Origin of the sequence: Agrobacterium burrii (assembly GCF_017313405.1) — a bacterium.
Classification (GTDB): domain Bacteria; phylum Pseudomonadota; class Alphaproteobacteria; order Rhizobiales; family Rhizobiaceae; genus Agrobacterium; species Agrobacterium burrii.
This window is the reverse complement of record NZ_JAFLNA010000008.1, coordinates 1-22,530: the sequence shown is the minus strand read 5'-3', so window position 1 is coordinate 22,530 and position 22,530 is coordinate 1. Positions and strand designations below refer to the sequence as shown.

Genomic DNA, 22,530 nt, shown 5'->3' with positions numbered 1-22,530 from the left:
CCCACAAGGAGGGAGATCGGCAAGACGTTCTCTCACCATTTATACTCTTCGTCGAGATGGGCGAAACCTCGCCGCTGATCGATCTCCCCCCTTGTGGGGGAGATGCCCGGCAGGGCAGAGGGGGGTGAGCCCCACGCTCTTCTGCCCGCTGTCAATGGAAATGCTCCAAAAACCCAACAGCTTCATCCCGCACGGCGCTGCCGAGCGGGGATAGATAGACATGGGCAATTGCCCGGCTGCGCTTTCATTGAGGTTGGTGTGGATCGGATGCGTTGCGCAACCGGGCCTCTTGCCAGTCTGCCGTATCTCGCAAAGGGCCGTGCACCGCTCCCTGCGAAATGGTCCTGTCGTCACGAACGCGCCACCGTCCCCATCAGAACCGTCCCTCGGTTTTTGCCACGTCTGGCATCCACCCGGCAGGACTGGCCACACGATAACAGTGCATGGCAGGGCGGGGAAAAGCGGGGATGAATTTGCCTGACGTCAGTCGCCCTTGCGGGTGACGTGGTGGTGGAGCGCGGCGAGGTCCTGTCGCAGCGCCGCCAGTTCGGCCAGCACCTTCACGTCGATCTTTTCATGCAGCGACAGCACTTCCAGTTCCGACTTCAGGTTCACCTCGTAATCCTTGGCGGCCTCGAAACGGTCGCGGGCGGCCTGGCGGTTCTGTGACATCATGATGATCGGCGCCTGAATGGCGGCCAGCATGGAGAGCAGCAGGTTGAGGAAGATGAAGGGGTAGGGATCAAAGGCGCCTGTCGTCAGCACAATGGTGTTGATGATGGCCCAGACCACCAGGAAAAAGCAGAAACTGAGGATGAAACCCCAGGAGCCGCCGATCTTGGCGATGTTGTCGGCGAACCTGTCGCCAAGGCTTGCGCCGGCGGAAAATTCCGCATTGGTGTCGCGCGAGATCAGTTTTTTCTGGTGCGACAGTTCCAGAATGCGTCGCTCCACGTCGCCGATCTCGCGGGAGGAGCGTTTGAAATGCGAAGTGATGTAGTCGGAGATGTCTGACACGGTGTGTCTCCGGTTGCTGATGAGGTGCTTGCGCTCTGTGCGAGATAAACCCGCATGGCGGCGGAATTCAAACGATTTCCACCGCCATGCGGTTCAGCCGTTCCCGCTAAAAACCATCAGACGGCCGGCGTGCCCTGGTGTAGCCAGTTGAAGCCGGGGAAGAAGCGCTCGCGGCCATATTGCTCGCCGAACATCATGTCGAATTGCAGCAGGCGATAATCGCGCACCACGTCGGGAATGGAATTCGGGGCGATCGACCAGTCGGGCAGGGCCTTGCCGTCGGTTGCCACCAGCATATGCCGGTCGATGACGGAAAAGGCCTGCTGAACCTCGCCGAGCGTTCCCGTGTAGAACGGGTCGGAGAAACCGGCGGCTTTCACCACATGATAGGGCAGAAGCGCCGGGCTGATGGTGCCGATATTCTTGCGCACCCCCTTCTTGGAGGACCAGACGACGAGCGGCGTTTCATGCTCCTTTTTCATCACTTCCAGCGGTGCGCGGCGGCTGGCCACCATGCCCGGCATATAGCCGCTTTCCACATAGGTCTGGCCGAGCGGCGGCAGGTGATCGCCGAAGAGGACGATGATGGTTTCGCGGTCGCGCTTCTTGGCCCAGCGCATCAGTTTCAGAAGCGCATCGTCAGCCTCGGCCACGCCCTGCGAATAGGTAGCCAGCGCCTGCGATGCGGAAGGCGAAAGATCGCCCTCGACGCCGATGGTATCGACAGCGTAACGGCCCGCCTCGTAGGGGCCGTGTCCCTGCAGGGTGACGGCGAAGAGGAACAGCGGGTTGCGCGCGCCGTCGGCCGCCGCCATGATTTCGTCCATCAATGCATCGTCGGAGGCGAAGTTGCCGCGCTTTTCCATGGGCGGCAAAGTTTCTTCCGAGCGGAATTCCTCGAAGCCGAAATTTTTGTAGACCTCCTTGCGGTTCCAGAACCATTCCTGAAACGGGTGCATGGCGATGGCGGAATAACCTTCGCCGCGGAAGAAGCTGGCGAGCGAAGGCACCGGGCGGCGGATATATTGCTGGTACGGAATGCTGCCATAGGGGAGGAAGGCGTTGGAAAAGCCGGTCAGCGCCTCGAATTCCACATTCGCCGTCATGCCGCCGAACTCAGGTGAAAAGACGTTGCCGGATTGTTTGGCGCGGATGATCGGCATCGGATCGGCCGAGAGCTTCACGTTTTCAAGGCGGGTCGGATCCCACAGCGATTCGCTCATCAGCATGATGACATCAGGGTAATCGCCCTTGTTGGCGGCGAAGGCGGCTGGCTCCGAGGTTAGATCGGCGATGCTGTTTTCACTATATCCCTGCGGTGCCGAGACATTGGCCATGGGAATGTTGAAGGCGAAGGCCATCAGGAAGCCGTTATGGCGGTAGTTTTCCTGCTGATCCCACATCATGGGTATGATGTTGAGGCGATCACGCAGCCATGAATAATGCGAATAGTCCATCAGCGAGGCAAGGCCGGCAAGAAGCGGCAGCGCCAGTGTGAGCCCCCCAGCGCGTTCACGCCAGCTCAGTGACGGGGAATGGCGGCGCGCCAGCAGCCAGAGCGTCACGAGAGCCGTAATGGCTGCGCAGATGCCGAGGCCGACCAGCACTGCCGTCAGCGGTTGCGCCTTCAGCATGGTTGGCAGAAGCTCGAAAATCTGGCGGCCGAACAGCAGGTCGGAGGGATAAAGCGGATCGGAGAGATAGGTCTGTTTCTGCGCCGAAATCAGGCCCGTGAGAGCGCAGAGCGGCGCAACGGCGATGAGGGACAGGTAACGCCGGCCAAGGATCGCATCCAGCGCTACGAGCACGGTGAGCACAGCGGCGATGGTGGTCATGCCCGGACGGGCCGACGAGGTGAGGAAAGCACCGACATCATGGAGCGAACCGCGGGCGATCCACTCCAGCGCAACGACCAGCACGATGGATGCGACCGTCAGATTGGCAAGCGTATAGGCCGTGCCAGAAAGCTTCGAAAGGCTCCTTGTCCATGCAGGCGAAAAGACGAAACCAGCCTTTTCGGAAGCCGTTGTTTTTGGCGCCGAATCTCTCAAACTCATACTCCGGTATTTCAGGCAGCCGCCCAATCCGGGGAGGTGAATCGGGCGTCGCAAAAGTGTCATGTAACTGTCACATAAGCGCGATGAACGCGACATGAACTTTGGCGAAACTGGCGGGCAGGGCGATAACCTTAGCGTGAGCGTTATTCCGTTAGGTAAGGGCAGGGTGCTGCCGCATGCAATTGCCGCGTTGCGGAGCGGACACGGGCGCGGTATTGAAATGGCATGAGCGACAGACACGATATCCAGAACCATCTCCGGATTGCCGTCGGGCAGTTCAATCCGATCGTTGGCGACGTGGCGGGCAATCTCGCCAGGGCGCGTGAGGCAAGGGCCGATGCGGCAACGCAGGGCGCCGATCTCCTGCTTTTGACCGAGCTGTTCATTTCAGGCTATCCGCCTGAGGATCTGGTGCTGAAGCCGGCTTTCCTGAAGGCCTGCCTGAGGGCGGTGGAAGAACTGGCGGCCGAAACCGCCGATGGCGGACCGGGTGTCGTTATCGGTTTCCCGCGCCAGGGCGAGACAGGTCGGCACAATTCGGTGGCGCTGCTGGATGGCGGCAAGATCGTTGCGCTGCGCGACAAGATCGACCTGCCGAATTACGGCGAGTTCGACGAGAAGCGTGTTTTCGCCGAGGGTTCGATTTCCGGTCCGTATAATTTCCGCGGGGTCCGGATCGGCATTCCGATCTGCGAGGAAATCTGGAACGAGATGGGCGTGTGCGAGACGCTGGCCGAAAGCGGGGCGGAAATCCTGCTGGTGCCGAACGGTTCGCCCTATTATCGCGGCAAGCTGGATGTGCGCCATCAGGTGGCACTGAAACAGGTGATCGAGAGCGGTCTGCCGCTGGTTTTCGCCAACCAGCTGGGTGGGCAGGACGAGCTGGTATTCGATGGCGCAAGTTTCGGCTTCAATGCCGACAAGACGCTTGCTTTCCAGATGAGCCAGTTCGAGGCCACACTTGCCGTCACCGACTGGAAACGCACGGCGGAAGGCTGGCATTGCGAAAGCGGACCATTCTCGAAAATACCAGAGGGCGAGGAGGCGGATTACCGCGCCTGCATGCTGGGCTTTCGCGACTACGTGAACAAGAACGGTTTCAAGAGCGTGGTTCTCGGCCTTTCCGGCGGCATCGATTCGGCGATTTGCGCCGCCCTTGCCGTCGATGCGCTGGGCGAGGAGCGGGTGCGCTGCATCATGCTGCCCTACCGTTATACATCGGAAGAATCGCTGAAGGACGCCGCCGATTGCGCGAAAGCGCTGGGCTGCCGTTACGACATCGTGCCGATCGTTGAGCCGGTGGAAGGTTTCCTCTCGGCACTGTCAGATCTCTTCGAAGGTACGGAAGAGGGCATTACCGAAGAAAACCTGCAGAGCCGCACGCGCGGCACCATTTTGATGGCCGTGTCCAACAAGTTCGGCTCGATGGTGGTGACAACAGGCAACAAGTCGGAAATGTCGGTGGGTTATGCCACCCTCTACGGCGACATGAATGGCGGTTTCAACCCCATCAAGGACCTCTACAAGATGCAGGTCTACGCCATTTCCGCCTGGCGCAACACCCATGTGCCGCCGGGTGCGCTTGGCCCTTCCGGCGAGGTCATTCCCGCCAATATCATCGCCAAAGCGCCGTCCGCCGAATTACGCCCCAACCAGACCGACCAGGATTCGCTGCCGCCCTATCCGGTGCTGGACGATATTCTGGAGTGCCTTGTCGAGAAGGAAATGTCGGTCGAGGAAATTCTGGCGCGAGGTCATGACGCGGCAACGGTGCACCGGGTTGAGCATCTGCTCTATCTCGCCGAATACAAACGCCGGCAATCGGCTCCGGGTGTGAAGATCACCAAGAAGAATTTTGGGCGTGACCGGCGTTATCCGATCACCAACCGGTTCCGGGATCGGTGATGGATGAAGCGGGTAGGGGCTGCGCTCTCAGGTGAGGCGGCGATCCCTTCCCTTGCGAGGCTGATTGTTTCGCCCGGCGCTGCGGCTGGTTTCTTCTCCCCGCCGGGGAGAAGGTGGCCCGAAGGGTCGGATGAGGGGGCAACCTCTCCGTATATCGCGAAGCTTGCCCCCTCATCCCGCTGCCGCGGACTTCTCCCCGGCGGGGAGAAGAAACAAGTGGCATGCGCTCGATCCAAAGTGAGGGATGCACGAACGGCGCGGAGAAACCCCGCGCCACTCTTCACTCACCTCAAATAACCTGCCCCACATCGATGCGGTTGCCATCAGGGTCTTCAAAGACAAAGGCCCGCAGGCCATAATCCTTGTCCTGCAGGGCCTTGATGATGCGCAACCCATGGTTCTTGCAAACCGCATGCAACGCATCGACATCGCTTACCATCATATGCGCCACATTGAAGGGCGCTGCCTTATGGGTGGGCTGCAACGTCAGGTGCAGTTCGGCATTGCCCTGTTTGAGGATCATGAAGCCGACGGGATTGCCGTTTTCGAAGGTTTTTGTGAAGCCCAGCACGCCGACATAAAAATCATGGGCCTTTTCGATATTCCTGACAGGAAGCATTGCGGCGATCCGCCCGAAGCGGATGCCGTGATCGGCGATGGTATTCATCGCGGAACCTCGGATCTGGGAGAAACGGGGAGGGTTACGGGCGGTGCCGGAACGCTGGCGTTTTTTCCGATTTGAATTTGCAGGACGGTGCCTGCGGCCATAGGATCATAATCACCATGGTGGCGAAAGCAAACGGAATGTCTGCGTCCGCCAAAGGTCTGATCCAGACTATCGACAGCCCAGGGAGGCAGCATGCGCAGTTCGATCGAAATCTTTAATATACGCACCCGGCAGATGCGGGTGGTGTGGCAGACGCCGGAACTGTTCGAAGCGCCGAACTGGTCGCCGGATGGCAAATATCTGTTGCTGAACAGCGAAGGGTTGCTCTACCGCCTGTCCCCATCCGGTGATGCTTCGCCGGAGAAGGTCGATACCGGTTTTGCCACGCAGTGCAATAGCGACCACGGCATTTCGCCGGATGGATCGCTTTATGCCATTTCCGACAAGGTCGAGTTCGACAAGAGTGCGATCTATCTTCTGCCATCGGCGGGCGGTGCGCCAAAGCTGATGACGAAAAACCTCCCCTCCTACTGGCACGGCTGGTCGCCGGACGGCAAAGGTTTCGCCTATTGCGGTATTCGCGATCAGGTCTTCGACATCTATTCCATGGATATTGAGAACGGCGTCGAAACGCGGCTGACGCATGGCGAAGGCCGCAATGACGGGCCGGATTATTCGCCGGATGGTGCGTGGATCTATTTCAATTCCAGCCGTACCGGGCAGATGCAGATCTGGCGGGTGCGGGTGGATGGCTCCACTGTGGAGCGCATCACCGACAGTTCCTATGGCGACTGGTTCCCGCATCCGTCTCCTGGGGGTGACAAGGTGGTGTTCGTTTCTTACGACGCCGATGTCTTCGACCATCCGCGCGATCTCGATGTGCGGGTGCGGTTGATGGATATGGATGGCGGCAATGTCGAAACGCTGTTCGAGCTTTTCGGCGGGCAGGGCACGATGAATTCTCCCAACTGGTCACCTGACGGGGACGAGTTCGCTTATGTGCGTTATTTCCCCGTAGCCTGATGCAATCGGGAAGCCTGTTACCGTCATCCCGGCTCGCGGCCGGCATGACGCAGGGGAGGGACGCTATGGGCAGATTGCCGCACGGGCTTGCAAGACCCTTGCATTCGCAAGCATTCTTGCCCATAGCTTCCTCAGTCAGGTGCCCGCCCTTGCGGCGGGAGAATCGGGAATCCGGTGAGAAACCGGAACGTGCCCAGCGCTGTGAGGCGGATGCCCTTTTCATAAGCCACTGAAGTTATTCGGGAAGGCGAAAAGGGCGGATGAAGCCGAGTCAGAAGACCGGCCTGGCAGGATAGACCGAACCGCGCGGACGGCGGCAGGTTGCTGAAGATGCGCGTCGTGCATGCGGGAGCCGGTATGGTTTCGGCACCGGCGCGCCCGCATTGTTGGGGTTAAACGATGCCGACCGATCCGTCCGCTGGTAATTCATTGCAAGCCGATCCATTCGATCATGCGCTTTCGCCCGCCCGCCCGTTTTCGGGTGCGGAGCGCGAGGCGATCTACCGCGCCATTGAGACGCGCCGCGATGTGCGCGACCAGTTCCTGCCTGATCCGTTGCCGGACGTGCTGGTGGAGCGTCTCTTGAAGGCGGCGCATTCCGCGCCCTCGGTGGGCTTCATGCAGCCGTGGAATTTCACGCTCGTCACTGATGGTGCCGTGCGGCAAGCGGCCTTTGTGGCCTTCAGCCGCGCCAATGAAGAAGCGGCGGCGATGTTTGCGGGCGAGCAACAGGCGCTTTATCGCAGTCTCAAGCTTGAGGGCATCCGCAAGGCACCGCTGAGCATCTGCGTCACCTGCGACCCTACGCGCGGCGGCAAGGTGGTGCTGGGCCGGACCCACAATCCGCGCACGGATGTCTATTCCACCGTTTGCGCCATCCAGAACCTCTGGCTTGCCGCCCGCGCCGAAGGCATCGGCGTCGGCTGGGTCAGCATCTTTCATGACAGCGACATTCGCACCATTCTTGATATCCCCGACCATATCGAAATCGTCGCCTGGCTATGTCTCGGCCGCGTCGATGCGCTTTACACGGAACCGGAACTGGCGGTGAAGGGCTGGCGGCAGCGCGTGCCGCTGGAAGAGCTGGTGTTTCGCAACCGCTGGGGTGGGCGGTAAGGGATGAGATGCGCATAGCGTCGCCTCTCGTTTCTTCTCCCCGACGGGGAGAAGGTGGCCCGAAGGGTCGGATGAGGGGGCTAGCTCTCCGGATATCTCTACGCTTGCCCCCTCATCCCGCTGCCGCGGACTTCTCCCCGGCGGGGAGAAGAAACAAGTGGCATCCGCTTGCTCTATTACGGGCAAATAACAGGGGTCATTGCTGCGGCTGGATGCCCTTCAGCGCCGGGTTTTTCAGGTCGATGCGGCCTGTCTGGTCCGGCAGGAATTTCGGGCCGATGACGCGCACTTTTGCGTCGTTCGGATCGTAGTCGCGTTCGGGAACCGGTTGCTCCGGCGGCTTTGCGGCCTGTTGCTGTTCTGTGGGTTTCTGAGGCTTGTCACCCTGTGGTGATGGAATGGTGGTGATGCCGGAATAGGGCTTTTCGGGCTGCGGCCGGGCGGCCTCTTCCTGTTTTTGCATGTCTTCGTGATAAGCGGCCATGTTACAGGCGCAGCCGGGCGCTTTCGTAGACGCGTTGCGATAGGCGAAGGCGGTCGGCAGGTCCCTGTAGGGTTTGCCGGTTTCGGCCGAGACCATGTCGGAGGTCTCCTGATCCGTCATGGAGTGGAAATAGAGTTCCGTCTGCGTGCCCGGGCACATTTTCTGGCACTGCTCGGCCTGGGCGCGGAAATCAAGCGGCGAGGCATTGGAGGCGATCGGGAAAAACGAGCCGTCGCAGGTACGCACGCAAAGGGTGCGAAGTCCGCCCTCGGCGGTGGTATTGGGGTAAGGCGACAGGCCTGCCTGTCCCGGCTGATTATCCTGCTGGCGGAACGCATCGGGGTAACGGGTCACATCGGGCACTTGCGGCGATTGCGTGTCCGTTTCCGGCATTGCGCTGCAGCCATTGGCGTCGAGTGCGGCGAGAATGCGCTGGCGCCTGATGCCGCCATCATCGCTGCGCTGAGCCGCCATCGCATCGTCACGGTCACGAATGATGGCGTCACGTTCGGCTTCGGCATCCACCAGTGCATCACCGATCTCGGCGCAGAGGCCGGCATTGGGGTTGCCGTAGACAATGACGCTGCCCGACGAACAGCCATAGCTGCGCAGATCGTTCCTGATTTTGCGCACGACGATGTTCTGGCGGGCGAGCGCGTTGGCGTAACGCCGCACCTCTGCCGTGTTGCCGATGATGCGGGGTGGCTCGCGCAATTGCGCATAAAGCGTATCGCAGACCTGATCCGCGACAGCGGCGGCCGGGGCGAGGAAAACAAGGGGAAGCAGGAGGCCGATGATGCGGCTGCGCCGGGTCAATTGTTAGATCCGTTCGATGTCCCCGGCCGGTGGCAGGGGCGTTATACTTCACGAAATCCGTGTTTCAGGAAGATAACATAAGCTGTCGCCGCAATGCGGCAACAGCTTGTTCAAAATTGCGTTAATGCGCCCTCACACCGAAGGGTGCGACGCCTGCACCACGGCAAAGGCCGCCATGTTGACGACGCCACGCGAGGTGACGCTGGGCGACAGGATATGGGCGGGAAGCGCCGTGCCGAGCAGGATCGGGCCGACATGCAGGCCTTCCGTCAGGGTGCGGGTGACGCCGAGCGTGATGTTGGCGGCATCGAGGTTGGGGAAAACCAGAAGGTTCGCCTCGCCGGTCAAAACGCTGTTGGGCATGGCGCGCTTGCGCAGCGTTTCCGACAGTGCGGAGCCGCCCTGCATTTCGCCGTCCACTTCCAGTTCGGGTGCGGCCTGCTGGATGATCTTCAGCGCGCGGCGCATCTTGCGGGCGCTTTCCGAGTCACGCGAGCCGAAATTGGAGTGGCTGGCAAGCGCGATCTTCGGCGTGATGCCGAAACGACGAATTTCCCTGGCCGCGAGAATGGCCATTTCCGCCACTTCCTCTGACGTCGGATCGTTGTTCACAAAGGTATCGGTGAGGAACAGCGCGCCCTGCTGGGTGATGAGCAGGCTGAGGCCCGCAAAGGAGCGCACGTTCTCCTGCTTGCCGATGATCTGGTTCACGTCACGCAGATGCCGGTCATAACGGCCTTCCAGACCGCAGATCAGCGCATCCGCTTCGCCGCGCTTGACCGACAGCGCGCCGATGACCGTGGAGTTGGTGCGAACGATGGTGCGGGCGGCTTCCGGGTTGATGCCGGCGCGGCCGACCAGCGCGAAATAGTCATCGACGTAATCACGGTAACGCGGATCGTCTTCCGGATTGACCACGGCGAAATCCGTATTCGGGCGGATGCGCAGGCCGAAACGCTTCAGGCGCGTTTCGATGATCTGCGGACGGCCAATGAGGATCGGGATGCCGGTGCCTTCCTCCAGCAGAACCTGGGCGGCGCGCAGCACGCGCTCGTCTTCGCCTTCGGCAAAGATGATGCGCTTCTTTTCGGCGGCTTTCGCGGCGTTGAAGACCGGCTTCATGATAAAGCCGGAGCGCCAGACGAAACGGTTCAACTGGTCGAAATAGGCTTCGAAATCGGTGATCGGCCGGGCGGCGACACCGCTTGCGGCGGCGGCGCGGGCAACGGCGGGTGCGATGCGCAGGATGAGGCGCGGATCGAACGGCGAGGGGATGAGATAGTTCGGCCCAAAGATCGGCGTTTCGCCGCTATAGGCCCTTGCGGCCACTTCGGAAACTTCCTCACGGGCAAGCTCGGCGATGGCCTGCACGGCGGCCATCTTCATTTCTTCGTTGATGGTCGTTGCGCCGCAATCCAGCGCGCCGCGGAAGATATAGGGGAAACACAGCACGTTGTTGACCTGGTTCGGGAAATCCGAACGGCCGGTGCAGATCATCGCATCCGGGCGGGCGGCACGGGCGGCCTCCGGCATGATTTCCGGATTGGGGTTGGCAAGCGCCAGGATCAGCGGGTTTTCCGCCATGCGCTCCAGAAGTTCCGGCTTCAGCACGCCTGCCGCCGAAAGACCGAGGAAGACATCCGCACCGTCGATCGAGTCGGCCAGCACACGCTTGTCGGTTTTCTGGGCGTAAACTTCCTTCCACTCGTCCATCAGCGTGTTACGGCCGTCATAGACGAGACCCTCGATATCGTGGACCCAGATGTTTTCCTTGTTGGCGCCCATGGCGACCAGCAGGTTGAGGCAGGCAAGGGCAGCAGCCCCTGCGCCGGAAGCGACGATCTTGACGCTCGACAGAGACTTTCCAGCCAGTTCCAGCGCATTGGTGACGGCGGCGGCGACGATGATCGCGGTGCCGTGCTGGTCGTCGTGGAAAACGGGAATGTTCATCTTCTCGCGCAGCTGGCGCTCCACCTCGAAACATTCCGGCGCCTTGATATCCTCAAGGTTGATGCCGCCGAAGGTGGGTTCAAGTGCCGCGATGGTCGAGACCATGTCATTGATGCCGGGCGCGTCGATCTCGATGTCGAAGACGTCGATGCCGGCGAATTTCTTGAAAAGGACGGCCTTGCCTTCCATGACGGGTTTGGAAGCGAGCGGGCCGATATTGCCAAGCCCCAGCACCGCCGTGCCGTTGGAGATGACGGCAACGAGATTGGCGCGGGCGGTGTATTCCGCTGCCATCTCCGGATTTTCATGGATGGCGAGGCAGGGGGCGGCAACACCCGGCGAATAGGCGAGCGCCAGATCGCGCTGGTTGCCGAGCGGCTTGGTTGCCTGGATCTCCAGCTTGCCGGGGCGCGGATAGCGGTGGAAAAAGAGCGCCTGTTCCTCGATGTCGGCCTTTGCCGTGTTGGCGGGCGTGTTGTTCTTATCGTGAGAGGTCATGTCTTCCACCGTCATATTTAATTTCGTCTGGTGGCCCTGAATACAACAAACTTCCCCGCGGTACAGCCGTTATTTGCCCCGCACTTATGCAAATGCGCGCATGGTCTATTCGCGTTTTCGTGAAGCCATCCGTCATATTCCATACAAAAACCGGCCTCTGTCATGTTGCTGCAACACGAGTCTGGTTCTGAGAGGGAAGAAAGCCGCAGGGACGCAACCGAACAGGGGGATGAAATCCGTGGCCGGTCAAATTGAAACCAGACAGTTCAGAACGCTTTTCATTTCGGACGTTCATCTTGGCTCCAAGGCGGCCAAGACGGATTATCTGCTCGACTTCCTTAGACATCACGAAGCCGAGACGATCATCATGGTCGGCGACATCGTCGACGGCTGGCGGCTGCGCCGCAGCTGGTACTGGCCGCAGGGCTGCAACGACGTGGTGCAGAAGCTTTTGCGCAAGGCCCGCAAGGGCACCCGTATCATCTATATTCCCGGCAATCACGATGAATTCCTGCGGGAATTCCCGGGCATGCATTTCGGCGGCATCGAAGTGGCCGAGCGCATGATCCACGAGGCGGCCGACGGCAAGAAATATCTGGTCATCCATGGCGACGAGTTCGACGTGGTGGTGCGCAATGCCCGCCTGCTCGCCTATCTCGGCGACTGGGCCTATGACGCGGCGATCGCGCTCAACATCGCCATCGCCGCCGTGCGCCGCCGCATCGGCCTGCCTTACTGGTCGTTCTCGGCCTGGGCCAAGCAGCAGGTCAAACACGCCGTCAACTTCATTGGCGAGTTCCAGCGCGTGGTGGCTGAAGAGGCACGGCGCAACAATGTCGACGGCGTCATCTGTGGGCACATTCACCATGCTGTCATGGAAGACATGGACGGCATTCGCTACATCAATACCGGCGACTGGGTAGAAAGCTGCACGGCGATCGCCGAAAATGCCGATGGTACTTTCGAGTTGATCACCTGGATGCAGACAAGCGATGTCACCGCTGAACATGCATCGGATGAAATGGAACCGGTGAATATTCCGGGGCTCATCGGCAAGCACGCGGCCTGATTGGGCGTTTGGCTTTAACGCAAATTATCGTCGGACACTTGAGATCGGCGGTCTCATAGGGAACGAGCGGTCGCCGCGTGCTTCTTCTCCCCGGCGGGGAGAAGGTCGCGGCAGCGGGATGAGGGGGTTCTCCGAAATCCGGCAACCTTTCCCCCTCATCCGACCCTTCGGGCCACCTTCTCCCCGGCGGGAAGAAGCAAGGGGTGACGTTTCGGCTCACTGCCTTCAATATTAGCGGCTTACCCCCACAATTCCGGCTGCGCCGGATAAACCAGCGAACCTTCATAAACCAGCCCCGGATCACGATCCAGCGCCAGCAACAGCGGCCCATCGAGATCGGCAAAGGCCGTGCCCTGGGCGGCCAGCACGGCAGGGGCCATGCCGAGCGAGGTGCCGAGCATGCAGCCGACCATGATGGTGAAGCCGAGCCGTTCGGCCTCCGCCTTCATGACGAGCGCTTCCGTCAGTCCGCCGGTCTTGTCGAGCTTGATGTTGATCGCGTCGTAACGGTCGCGCAGGCCGGCGAGGTCTTTGGTGGAATGCACGCTTTCATCGGCGCAGATCAGCACCGGGTGGTCGATACGGGACAGGATGGCGTCCTTGCCGGCGGGCAGGGGCTGCTCGATCAGCGATATCTTCAGTTCCGCTGCAAGCCGCAGATAATATTCGATATTATCATCGTTCCAGCCCTCATTGGCGTCGATGATGATGCGCGCTTCGGGCGCTGCGGCGCGCACGGCGCGCAGGCGGGCTTCGTCGTCAGTGGTGCCGGTCTTGATCTTCAGCAGCGGACGGCCTGCATTCTCCGCGGTCTTCGCGGCCATTGTTTCCGGGTCGGAAAGCGAAATCGTATAAGCGGTGACGAGCGGCTTTGCCGCCTGTCCAAGAACCTGTTCGGCGGCGCTTTTGCCGCTGATCTTGGCCTCAAGGTCCCAGAGCGCGCAATCGACCGCATTGCGGGCCGCACCCGGTTTCATCACCTGCTGCAATTCCTGTCGTGTCAGGCCGGCGGCGATCTGCTCCGCCATCGCCTCGATATCGGCAACGACACCCTCGATGCTTTCGCCGTAACGCGGGTATGGCACACATTCGCCTCTGCCGGCGAAGGAACCATCGCGGATGATGCACGTTACGACATCCGCATGCGTGCGGGTGCCGCGTGAGATCGTGAAGCTGCCGGCGACGGGGAAGCGTTCTGTTGTGGCTTGCAGGTAACGGGGCATGTTTTTTCACTTCCGATTGGGCGGCAAAAGACACATGACGCCAAATTTATCACGAATTGTCGGCTGCCACTGTGGCTTGCCGGAGACCGAAACGTTATGAAACCTTTAAGAATCTCGTGACGGCTGCACTCGCTCGGAGCATTATGCAAGAACAGGACACACGGCAACAGGCGAACCCGGCCGCAATCTCCGAAGACGGTTCCGTCTCCGGCGGCGGCTTGCGTTATGTCATGAGCGGTTCCTGGCGCAACAGCAATCTCTCTGGAATTTTCGAAAGCCTCGACAGGATCGAAAAGAGCAAATCCGGCGGCTCCGTCGAGATCGATCTTTCCGCTGTCGAAGCCATCGACACGACGGGTGCGTGGATCATCCAGCGCCTGCGCAAGGATCTCGAGGCGAACGGCGCGACTGTCACGCTCACCGGCAACGACCGGATCGAGGACGTCATCGGTCAATTGCCCGATAAGGCGGAGATGCAGGGCGAGCCCGTCGCCAAGACAGGATGGGTGGAGCGCATCTTCGCGCCGATCGGTCAGGCCGTGGTTCAGAACGGCGCGGATTTCCTGGCGGGCATGTATATTCTCGGTTCCGCCGTGCGCGGGGCGCAGATGAAGCTTGGGCGCGGGCGTGGTGTATCGCCGGCGGCGATCGTTAACCAGATCGACCATATGGGCGTACGCGCCGTGCCGATCATCATGCTGATGTCGTTCCTGATTGGCGCGATCATCGCCCAGCAGGGCGCGTTCCAGCTGCGTTATTTCGGCGCTGAGGTCTTCGTCGTCGATCTGGTCGGTATTCTGCAATTGCGTGAAATCGGCGTTCTGCTGACCGCGATCATGATCGCCGGCCGTTCCGGCAGCGCGATCACGGCGGAAATCGGCTCGATGAAGATGCGCGAGGAGATCGACGCGCTGAAAGTGATCGGCCTCAACCCCGTTGGCGTGCTGGTGTTTCCGCGTCTCGTGGCGCTGACCATCGCGCTGCCGCTTCTGACCATCCTTGCCAATTTTGCCGCCCTTTTCGGCGCGGCCATCGTCACGCTGCTTTATTCCGGCATCACTTTCGAGGTGTTCCTTTCGCGCCTGCATGGCGCGGTGGAGGAATCGACCATTGCCGCCGGCATGATCAAGGCGCCGTTCATGGCACTGATCATCGGCATCGTTGCGGCGGTGGAGGGCATGAAGGTGGGCGGTTCGGCGGAATCGCTCGGCAAGCACGTTACCTCGTCGGTGGTGAAGTCCATCTTCGTCGTCATTCTGGTGGATGGTGTTTTCGCCATCTTCTACGCAGCCATCGATTTTTAGGGAGGGCGCGTTGGAAACTCTGGACCAGAAACCACAAGACATCAAAACCGCAAAAGACGGCCGCGAAGCGGTGCTTTCCGTCGAGGGCGTGACTGTCGGTTTCAACGGCCGGAACGTGCTGGAAAACCTCAATCTCGATGTTTATCGCGGCGAAATTCTGGGCTTCATCGGCCCGTCAGGTGCGGGTAAATCCGTGTTGATGCGGGCGATTTTGCGGCTGCTGCCACGACAGGCGGGCGCGATCCGCATTCTCGGCACCGATTACGACAAGGCAAGCGAGGACGAGCGGATGATGCTCGACCAGCGGCTTGGCGTGCTGTTCCAGCAAGGCGCATTGTTTTCCGGCCTGACGGTGAAGGAAAACATCCAGCTGCCGATGCGGGAATATCTGGACCTGCCGAAAAAGCTGATGGATGAACTTGCCTATCTGAAGATCGAGATGGTGGGCCTGAAGCCAGATGCTGGCGACAAGTACCCGTCGGAGCTGTCAGGCGGAATGATCAAGCGCGCAGCCCTTGCCCGGGCGCTGTCGCTCGATCCCGACCTCGTTTTCCTCGATGAACCGACCTCCGGCCTCGATCCCATCGGGGCGGCGGAATTTGATATGCTGATCGCGCGCCTGCGTGATTCGCTCGGCCTGACCGTTTATATGGTGACGCACGACCTCGACAGCCTGTTCTCCGTCTGTGACCGCATTGCGGTTCTGGGCGACAAGCGGGTTCTGGTGGAAGGGACATTGCAGGACATGTTTGCCTGCGACGACCCGTGGGTGCAGTCCTATTTCCGCGGCAAACGGGCGCGCTCTGTCGTTCTTCCGGACGGCAAACACGAAAATCCGGTGGAGTAACAGAAGCATGGAAACCAAGGCGAACTACACCATAGTCGGAATTTTCACGCTGATCGTGATCGCCGCCGCATTCGGCTTCGTTTACTGGATGGCGGAATTCGGCCGTGGCGGCCCGACGGCGCAGCTTGTCGTGCGCATTCCCGGCTCCGCCAACGGTCTTTCGGTCGGCTCGCCAGTGCGTTTCAACGGCATTCCTGTCGGTACGGTGCGCGGGCTTGCCATCGACCGCGACGACCCTGCTTATTCCATCGCCTTTACCGAGGTACAGGCGGATGCGCCGGTGTTCCCTTCCACACGCGCCGTGCTTGAAATCCAGGGCCTGACGGGGGCTGCCTATATCGAGCTTTCCGGCGGCAACAAGGCTGACGAACGCATTCTGCAGAAAGCCGTCGAAAGCGGCGTGCCCGCCGAATTGACGGCCGATCTTTCCAGCGTCACCAACCTGCTCGCCACCGCCGATAAGATCCTGAAACGCGCCGATGGCGCTATCGGCGAATTGCAGGGTTTCGTGCAGGATGCCCGTGGTCCACTGACGCAGACGGTGCGCAACGCCGAGAAGTTCTCCGATGCGCTGGCGGCCAATTCCGACGGCATCAAGAATTTCATTTCGAGCCTCAGCTCGCTTTCCACCACCGTGCAGTCTGTCTCGGTGCGCCTCGACGGCACGCTGACCGCTGTTGAGGATCTGGTGAAGGCGGTGGATGCCGGCAAGATCGATTCCATCCTGTCGAATGTCGACAAGGTGACGAAGGATGTGGCTTCGGCTTCCAGCGATATTCAGGGCATCATGGAGACGGTGCAGAGTACGGCGCGTAATTTCGAGGCGGCGAGCACGGAAGTGCAGACCGTGGTGAAGCGCGCGGATGAGCTCTTGGCGTCCGTTGATCCGGCCAAGGTCAGCACCGTGGTTGGCGATGTTTCGGCGGCGACCGCCGATGCGCGTGATGCGGTGGCGAATTTCAAGCGGATTGCCGATGATGTCGGTGCCCGCCGCGCCGATATCGACCAGGCGGTTTCCGACTTCACCGACATGGGGCGAAAGCTGAACCTTGCCTCCAACCGCGTCGATGGCATTCTCGCCAAGGTGGACGGCATGCTGGGCACCGATGACGCCAATTCGCTGTTTGCCAAGGCGCGCGAGACACTTACTTCGTTCAAGGCCGTGGCCGACAATCTCAATGCCCGCATCGGGCCGATTGCCGACAATCTGACCCGCTTCTCCAGCTCCGGCCTCAAGGATTTCCAGGCGCTGATTGGCAGCACGCGGGTGACCGTCGACAATCTCAACAATGCCATCACCAATATCGACCGCGATCCGCAGCGGTTGATTTTCGGCGGCGAAACCGTGAAACAATATGACGGCAGAACAAGGCGCTAAGAGGGGTATGGGCCAATGACACGATCGATGACCGGCCATAAACGCCGCGCCCTTATTCTGGCTCCGCTGCTTGCCGCACTCTTGGCCGGCTGTGCCGGTGCGCCAAAGAACGACACGTTCGATCTTTCCGTGTCTTCGGCGACGGTAACGCAGGGGCCTTCGCTGAAAGGCCGGCAATTGCTGATTGCCGACCCGACCGCGCTCAAGGCGCTGGACAGCGAAAACATCGTGGTGCGTCTCTCCGGTTCGGAAGTGCAATATCTCGGCAATTCGCAATGGAGCGACCGCCTGCCGCGCATGGTGCAATCCAAGCTCGTGGAAGCTTTCGAAGACACCGGCAAGCTCGGCGGCGTCGGCCGTCCGGGGCAGGGGCTGGCGATCGACTATCAGGTCGTGACCGATATCCGCGCCTTCGAGGTGGATACGGCGAGAAACATTGCCAATATCGAAATGTCGGTGAAGCTTTTGAACGACCGTAACGGCACGGTGAAGGCGCAGGAAGTGTTCCGTGCCAGCGCCCGTGTCAGTGGTTCCGGCAACGCCAATTTCGTGAAGGCGCTGGATCAGGCGTTTGCCTCAGCCACGCGGGAGATCGTGGCCTGGACGCTGAAGTCGCTCTAAGCCTTCGCGGCGGTCATCAGTGCTATAAGAAATTGCTCTATGGTCGGGGCGGGCCGGTTGATGACCGGCCTTGCGCTTAATGTTTCTGATCCGCGAGTTTTTGATGCGATTTTTGGTGGTTTTATGCCTTCTTCTGCTTTCCGTTCTTTCCGGGACAAGCATTGCCATGGCCGCTGGCCTGCGGTTGATCGAGGTTGCATCGGTTGACGGCAAAGCTCCCATCAGGGCGGCTGTCTGGTCGCCCTGTCGGCAACGCCGGTGGAAACACGTATCGGTCCCTTCGTACTGCCTGCGGTGCGCGATTGCCCGATCGTTGAAGGGCAATATCCGCTTATCGTCATTTCCCATGGTTTCGCAGGTACCTATTTCAGCCACCGCGATATGGCGGCGGCGCTGGCGGATGCCGGTTTCATCGTCGCGGCGCTCAATCATCCCGGCGATAATGCGCTCGATATGAAGCGGGCAGGCGAGCTTTCCGCGCTGACTGACCGGCCGGCGGATATTGTCCGCCTGCTTGATCATATGCTGACAAACTGGAAAGAGGCCGGCTTTATCGATGCCGGGCGGATCGGTGTCTTCGGATTTTCGCGCGGTGGTTATACGGCGCTGGTGCTTGCCGGCGGTGTACCGGATTTTTTAAACAGCAGATTGCCATGCCCGGACGAGCAGGCGGCGATATGCGCGCAGATGCGGGACAAAAGCGCTGTTGCGAAAGACCGGGTTCACGATAAGCGGGTGAGGGCCGCGGTTGTTGCGGACCCGCTCAATGCCTTTCCCGACGCTGAAAATCTGAAGAATATCGGTATTCCTGTCCAGCTGTGGAGCTCGGAAGAGGGCGGTGATGGCATTGTGCCGCAGGATATAGCGAGATTGCGCGACGAACTGCCGGGCAAACCGGACTATCGGACGGTGAAGGATGCGGGGCATTTTTCGTTCATCGCGCCTTGTCCCGCCGAAATGGCAAAAGCCCTGCCGCAGATTTGCAGCGATGCGCCCGGTTTTGACCGGGCAGAGTTTCATCGCAGTTTCAACGCCGATGTCGTTAGCTTTTTCAAGGCATCGCTGCGCTGAAATCTTACCCTTCCGCGCCGGGGCGCCGTCGATCAGACGGCGTCCTGCGATTGCCATTCCGGCAGTGGGAAAATCCGGTCATAGCTCCAGTTGAAGACAAAAGCATAGACCACGTAAAACAGCGCAAACGAAATATCCATCACCAGCGCATGGGCAAGGCTGATGCCGAGATACCAGGCGATGAAGGGCATCAACACAATCAGCAGGCCGAGTTCGAACAGCAGGGCGTGTGCGACGCGGATGGCGGGCGTCTTCAGCGTCGTGCCTTTCAGCCGCTGCATGGCATGGTCGAAGCCGAGATTGTAGACGTAGTTCCAGACGGTGGCGAGTGTGGCGCTGACGAGACCGACAATGCCGATATCTTCCATGGGCATGCCAAAGACGAGTGCGCCAAGTGGCACGACGAGCAAAAGGCCGATGATTTCGAAGCTGAGCGCGTGGCGAATACGATCTTGCAGGGAGCGCAATTTATTCTCCGGTATGTGACCGGGCCGTCCCGCATGCTGTCGCCATGATGGCCGAGGTCGTCCTCGCGGTGAGGCATATAGAGGTTTTGGGCGAAATTTTCAAGCGATGGGGGGATGGATGGGATCGGGAGTGCGCCGCTTGTTTCTTCTCCCCGCCGGGGAGAAGGTCGCGGCAGCGGGATGAGGGGACGAGGGTAGAGATATACGGAGAGCTTGCCCCCTCATCCGACCCTTCTGGCCACCTTCTCCCCGGCGGGGAGAAGAAACACGTGGCGGCGTCTTGCCCTCTCTCGGCGGCAAAGAAATTGCGATGCGGAACAAGAACTGTGTTTTTTCGTTATCGCTCATGGAAGGAGGCGCGCCATGCAGCAGAATTCCTCTGATGGAAGAACGATCAAGGCCGCCAACACGGCAAAGGTTTCGACTTACACGCCCAGTCTCATTTCCCTCAAGGGAAGTTATGTGGCGATGATATTTCGCCGGCCGCTTTGCCGAAGTCCGCTGGATGTGCGGAAAAAATAAGGGCGATACAATCACCATCGCTCCCATGCACATCAATGATGACGACTGCCGAAATGATCTAGTGCTTTAGATGTCTCTAAAGTGTGATTTTCAATCCGGGTCGTCTCCACCTAGACTGGAGATCGCCACGAAAGCGAAGGGAGAATGACATGAAATCAGTTCTCATTATCGCCGCTGTCTTTGGTTTTTCCGCCAGTGCAGCGCTTGCGGAATGCGCAGGTCATGAAAAGATCAACGCTTCCGTTCCTGCCGTCGACCGTGAATTTAAAACCGCAAGCATCGTTCCGCCGACGGAACCGGTGGACAAGCCCGTTGTCATCCTGAAAAAGACCGACCGCCTTCCAGCGGCAACGGTTGCGACGACCGGCGAGCCCGAAGCCGCAATGCAGCGCATGCAATAAGACAAAACGATAACCTCTTCATTCTGGAAATCCCGTGCGTGAGGTAATCCGCACGGGATTTGCTTTTGGAACAGGCGAGCCACTCGGTTGCGGCTCCATGCAAGTAAGCCGTTTGCCGCCGCTTCGGTACGTCCCGGACCATGTCTTTGCCTGTGAGCAGTGCCGTTAACGTTCGCAGACTTGATCAGCTGTCGAGTTTCAGCGAGAGCTGCTTCGGTCCCTCGTTCTTTTTCAGCACGTAAAGCGGCCGGGTGATGATGACTTCCGTTCGCCGCTGCAACTCGCGACGCCGTTCCAGCGCACGCTCGCGCATATCGCGGGAGCGGGCGACGACGGAGAGGGCATTCTCTATGGTTGCGTCTGCAGTGTTCATCGCTGACCTCCATAATGTTCACTTTATGTTCTCATTATTGGTCGCTTGTGTCAACACTATGGCGCGCTCGCTGGCCGGCAATCGATGCGCTCTGCGGAATTGGCTGACCCGGAATGCGGCGGGCGGTCTTGCGGCAATATTGGTGCGCGAGACTGGCTTCGCCTGAGTGATTGCGCTCACCATGCGACCAAAGGTTCCGGCAGCGTCGGTGAGGACACTCCGGGCGTAAAGGGTCGATTGTCGTGATGATATCTGGATGACGCGGGCGCTGCTTCCGCCCGGCTTCAGATGAGATCAAGAGAGGGAACGTTGATCCAACAGTGCGGGGCCACCGGCAGACAATAGCTCGGTGAGATGTTCGCTGGCGAGTGCTACGATAGCAAGCGCAGCCTGCTGGCGGTTCCAGCCGGCGCTTTCCGCTTTTTCAATAAGGCCCTGGATGGAGGGTTCCAGCGCGAACTGGCACTCGGCCTGGTAGTCCATTGTGTCGATCGAAAGCGACGGGGAATTGATTGCGGCCCGCATCCTTTGGTCTCCCTGTTTTCCGTCATGCCCAGCAAACGCAAAACGCAAATCGGAACATGCACATTCAGAGGCCGGTGATATAGGGAATACCCGTCGGGTCCACATATCACTGGCAGCGAATCCCCCAGCAGGCGGAGTTAACGGTAAGTGCTGATCGCTGTCAACGAACGCGCGGTAGCGATGACGCTGCGACGCGCTTTTTCAGAGCCGTCCATTCCGGAACGGTTTTCGTCTCCAGACGAGCAGAGCCATGACGTAAAGCGCGAAAAGTATGAACCATGCGACCGGAAGCACCATAAACAGCGCCGCATAAGCGCAATTTCCCTCAAAACAGGAGCCGAGCAGCCCGGAATCGGCAAGCGCTGCCGACAATAAAAACGCACATATTCCGCTCCCGACCGCGCCGAGGACGAACAGCAATATGTTGATGATCAATCTCATGGTGCCAATCATAAGGATGATTGAGACAGCTTTGGGGAAAAGGGCGACGCGGTAATGCCTATAATTACCGTTGTGGCAGTTTTTCCGGAGCTTTGCCGCTGTAGGGCGGCGGACGGGTTTCAGAACCGTCTGTCGCTGCGGCCCCGCCTTTGCCGGGCAGGGCCGCCATCGCCGTTGTGTTATTCGGTGATGGTATATTCACCGAGCTCGCAGAGGTTCTGCGTATCCTCAAGATCCTCCAGCGCATCGCCCTGGAATTCGAAGCGCATGTCATATTTGCAGACGCTGCGGCCATCGGCGATGGTGATTTCCATCTCTTCGCCGGGGCCGAGCGCCTTCTTTCCAAACACGTCGTCTTCCCAGTCATTAACGCCCACCGGTGAGGTGTAGAAGGCGTTGAGAACGGAGCCCGTGCCGTTCTTCAGCGTGAAGACCAGGTCTTCCGCCTGCGCCGCACCGGCCGCAACCGTCATCGCTGCGCCGAAAAATACTGCCGTTACCCATTTCGATGTCATGATATCCCCCTTTGCCTTGTTCTGGCAGGCCATGCATACAGCCAAACCAGCGGCTTGCAATGCAAACCGCAGCCGTTGGTTAAGACGCGAAGCCGCATTTCCGGAGGATATTTTTATGGCGGTTTGTATATTCAATAAATCTGGATTTAATAATTGGTATGATGGATTTTTATTGAGTATTTTATAGTTTTTATATAAATATATTTTCATGTATTTTTATTTGATATTTGATATTTGATA

21 protein-coding genes, 1 pseudogene and 1 riboswitch are annotated in these 22,530 nt (G+C 59.7%); of the genes and pseudogenes, 11 read left to right on the top strand and 11 right to left on the bottom strand.

Annotation, left to right across the window (positions count from 1 at the left end):
• Positions 1 to 483 precede the first annotated feature (483 nt).
• Complete coding sequence (locus JZX89_RS15490; protein ID WP_174372506.1) at positions 484 to 1,017, bottom strand: DUF1003 domain-containing protein; 534 nt, start codon at positions 1,015 to 1,017, stop codon at positions 484 to 486.
• Between the two features lie 116 nt (positions 1,018 to 1,133).
• On the bottom strand, positions 1,134 to 3,074 hold the full coding sequence (locus tag JZX89_RS15485) for an LTA synthase family protein (RefSeq protein WP_207134617.1): 1,941 nt from the start codon (positions 3,072 to 3,074) through the stop codon (positions 1,134 to 1,136).
• Positions 3,075 to 3,299: 225 nt separating this feature from the next.
• Between JZX89_RS15485 and JZX89_RS15480 the strand changes: the two genes are divergently transcribed.
• The gene (locus tag JZX89_RS15480) at positions 3,300 to 4,979 is read left to right on the top strand and encodes an NAD+ synthase (RefSeq protein ID WP_207134616.1); all 1,680 of its coding nucleotides are present in this window, start codon (positions 3,300 to 3,302) and stop codon (positions 4,977 to 4,979) included.
• 289 nt (positions 4,980 to 5,268) lie between these two features.
• Here the strand turns inward: JZX89_RS15480 and JZX89_RS15475 are convergent, their stop codons facing one another.
• On the bottom strand, positions 5,269 to 5,646 hold the full coding sequence (locus JZX89_RS15475; protein ID WP_149897503.1) for a bleomycin resistance protein: 378 nt from the start codon (positions 5,644 to 5,646) through the stop codon (positions 5,269 to 5,271).
• Between the two features lie 192 nt (positions 5,647 to 5,838).
• On the opposite strand from JZX89_RS15475, the gene JZX89_RS15470 reads away from it, so the two are divergent.
• Together JZX89_RS15470 and bluB are read left to right on the top strand one after the other, a co-directional pair.
• Positions 5,839 to 6,669: a TolB family protein gene (locus tag JZX89_RS15470; protein ID WP_207134615.1), complete on the top strand. Its 831-nt coding sequence runs from the start codon at positions 5,839 to 5,841 to the stop codon at positions 6,667 to 6,669.
• A 120-nt stretch (positions 6,670 to 6,789) separates the two neighbouring features.
• A riboswitch (cobalamin riboswitch) is annotated at positions 6,790 to 6,971 on the top strand.
• Between the two features lie 97 nt (positions 6,972 to 7,068).
• On the top strand, positions 7,069 to 7,785 hold the full coding sequence (bluB, locus tag JZX89_RS15465) for a 5,6-dimethylbenzimidazole synthase (RefSeq protein WP_207134614.1): 717 nt from the start codon (positions 7,069 to 7,071) through the stop codon (positions 7,783 to 7,785).
• Positions 7,786 to 7,981: 196 nt separating this feature from the next.
• On the opposite strand, the gene JZX89_RS15460 is transcribed toward bluB, so the two are convergent.
• Together JZX89_RS15460 and JZX89_RS15455 are read right to left on the bottom strand one after the other, a co-directional pair.
• On the bottom strand, positions 7,982 to 9,085 hold the full coding sequence (locus JZX89_RS15460) for a DUF2865 domain-containing protein (protein ID WP_207134613.1): 1,104 nt from the start codon (positions 9,083 to 9,085) through the stop codon (positions 7,982 to 7,984).
• Positions 9,086 to 9,217: 132 nt separating this feature from the next.
• Complete coding sequence (locus JZX89_RS15455; protein ID WP_153513825.1) at positions 9,218 to 11,533, bottom strand: NADP-dependent malic enzyme; 2,316 nt, start codon at positions 11,531 to 11,533, stop codon at positions 9,218 to 9,220.
• 229 nt (positions 11,534 to 11,762) lie between these two features.
• Between JZX89_RS15455 and JZX89_RS15450 the strand changes: the two genes are divergently transcribed.
• A complete protein-coding gene (locus JZX89_RS15450) occupies positions 11,763 to 12,602 on the top strand; it encodes a UDP-2,3-diacylglucosamine diphosphatase (protein ID WP_188355875.1) in 840 nt (279 codons plus the stop codon).
• A gap of 239 nt (positions 12,603 to 12,841) precedes the next feature.
• Here JZX89_RS15450 and dgcA read toward each other — a convergent pair whose 3' ends face one another.
• Positions 12,842 to 13,825, bottom strand: a complete 984-nt coding sequence (dgcA, locus tag JZX89_RS15445) for an N-acetyl-D-Glu racemase DgcA (protein ID WP_207134612.1) — start codon at positions 13,823 to 13,825, stop codon at positions 12,842 to 12,844.
• A 143-nt stretch (positions 13,826 to 13,968) separates the two neighbouring features.
• Here dgcA and JZX89_RS15440 point away from each other — a divergent pair, with 143 nt between their 5' ends.
• From JZX89_RS15440 to JZX89_RS15420, 6 genes and pseudogenes are all read left to right on the top strand, one after another.
• Complete coding sequence (locus JZX89_RS15440) at positions 13,969 to 15,129, top strand: ABC transporter permease (protein ID WP_153513822.1); 1,161 nt, start codon at positions 13,969 to 13,971, stop codon at positions 15,127 to 15,129.
• A 10-nt stretch (positions 15,130 to 15,139) separates the two neighbouring features.
• Complete coding sequence (locus JZX89_RS15435) at positions 15,140 to 15,976, top strand: ABC transporter ATP-binding protein (RefSeq protein ID WP_174372515.1); 837 nt, start codon at positions 15,140 to 15,142, stop codon at positions 15,974 to 15,976.
• Between the two features lie 7 nt (positions 15,977 to 15,983).
• Positions 15,984 to 17,354, top strand: coding sequence for an MlaD family protein (locus JZX89_RS15430; RefSeq protein WP_207134611.1), 1,371 nt, complete (start codon positions 15,984 to 15,986; stop codon positions 17,352 to 17,354).
• A 15-nt stretch (positions 17,355 to 17,369) separates the two neighbouring features.
• A complete protein-coding gene (locus JZX89_RS15425) occupies positions 17,370 to 17,975 on the top strand; it encodes an ABC-type transport auxiliary lipoprotein family protein (protein ID WP_149897511.1) in 606 nt (201 codons plus the stop codon).
• A gap of 60 nt (positions 17,976 to 18,035) precedes the next feature.
• Positions 18,036 to 18,182, top strand: coding sequence for a hypothetical protein (locus JZX89_RS28630; protein ID WP_246746754.1), 147 nt, complete (start codon positions 18,036 to 18,038; stop codon positions 18,180 to 18,182).
• Positions 18,136 to 19,046: pseudogene (locus tag JZX89_RS15420) on the top strand (alpha/beta hydrolase family protein). Before JZX89_RS28630 ends, JZX89_RS15420 begins: the two are co-directional and overlap by 47 nt.
• A 32-nt stretch (positions 19,047 to 19,078) precedes the next feature.
• Here the strand turns inward: JZX89_RS15420 and JZX89_RS15415 are convergent.
• A complete protein-coding gene (locus tag JZX89_RS15415) occupies positions 19,079 to 19,513 on the bottom strand; it encodes a PACE efflux transporter (protein WP_207134610.1) in 435 nt (144 codons plus the stop codon).
• Between the two features lie 671 nt (positions 19,514 to 20,184).
• Between JZX89_RS15415 and JZX89_RS15410 the strand changes: the two genes are divergently transcribed.
• Positions 20,185 to 20,436, top strand: a complete 252-nt coding sequence (locus JZX89_RS15410; protein ID WP_046798386.1) for a hypothetical protein — start codon at positions 20,185 to 20,187, stop codon at positions 20,434 to 20,436.
• A gap of 184 nt (positions 20,437 to 20,620) precedes the next feature.
• On the opposite strand, the gene JZX89_RS15405 is transcribed toward JZX89_RS15410, so the two are convergent.
• From JZX89_RS15405 to JZX89_RS15390, 4 genes are all read right to left on the bottom strand, one after another.
• Positions 20,621 to 20,809 carry a hypothetical protein gene (locus JZX89_RS15405; protein WP_020012681.1) on the bottom strand — a complete coding sequence of 63 codons (189 nt, stop codon included), beginning with the start codon at positions 20,807 to 20,809 and terminating at the stop codon, positions 20,621 to 20,623.
• A 294-nt stretch (positions 20,810 to 21,103) separates the two neighbouring features.
• Entirely contained in the window at positions 21,104 to 21,334 is a 231-nt protein-coding gene (locus tag JZX89_RS15400; RefSeq protein WP_149897513.1) for a hypothetical protein, read from the bottom strand.
• A gap of 201 nt (positions 21,335 to 21,535) precedes the next feature.
• Entirely contained in the window at positions 21,536 to 21,787 is a 252-nt protein-coding gene (locus tag JZX89_RS15395; RefSeq protein WP_046798389.1) for a hypothetical protein, read from the bottom strand.
• A 167-nt stretch (positions 21,788 to 21,954) separates the two neighbouring features.
• The gene (locus JZX89_RS15390; protein ID WP_149897514.1) at positions 21,955 to 22,290 is read right to left on the bottom strand and encodes a hypothetical protein; all 336 of its coding nucleotides are present in this window, start codon (positions 22,288 to 22,290) and stop codon (positions 21,955 to 21,957) included.
• Between the last annotated feature and the right edge of the window lie 240 nt (positions 22,291 to 22,530).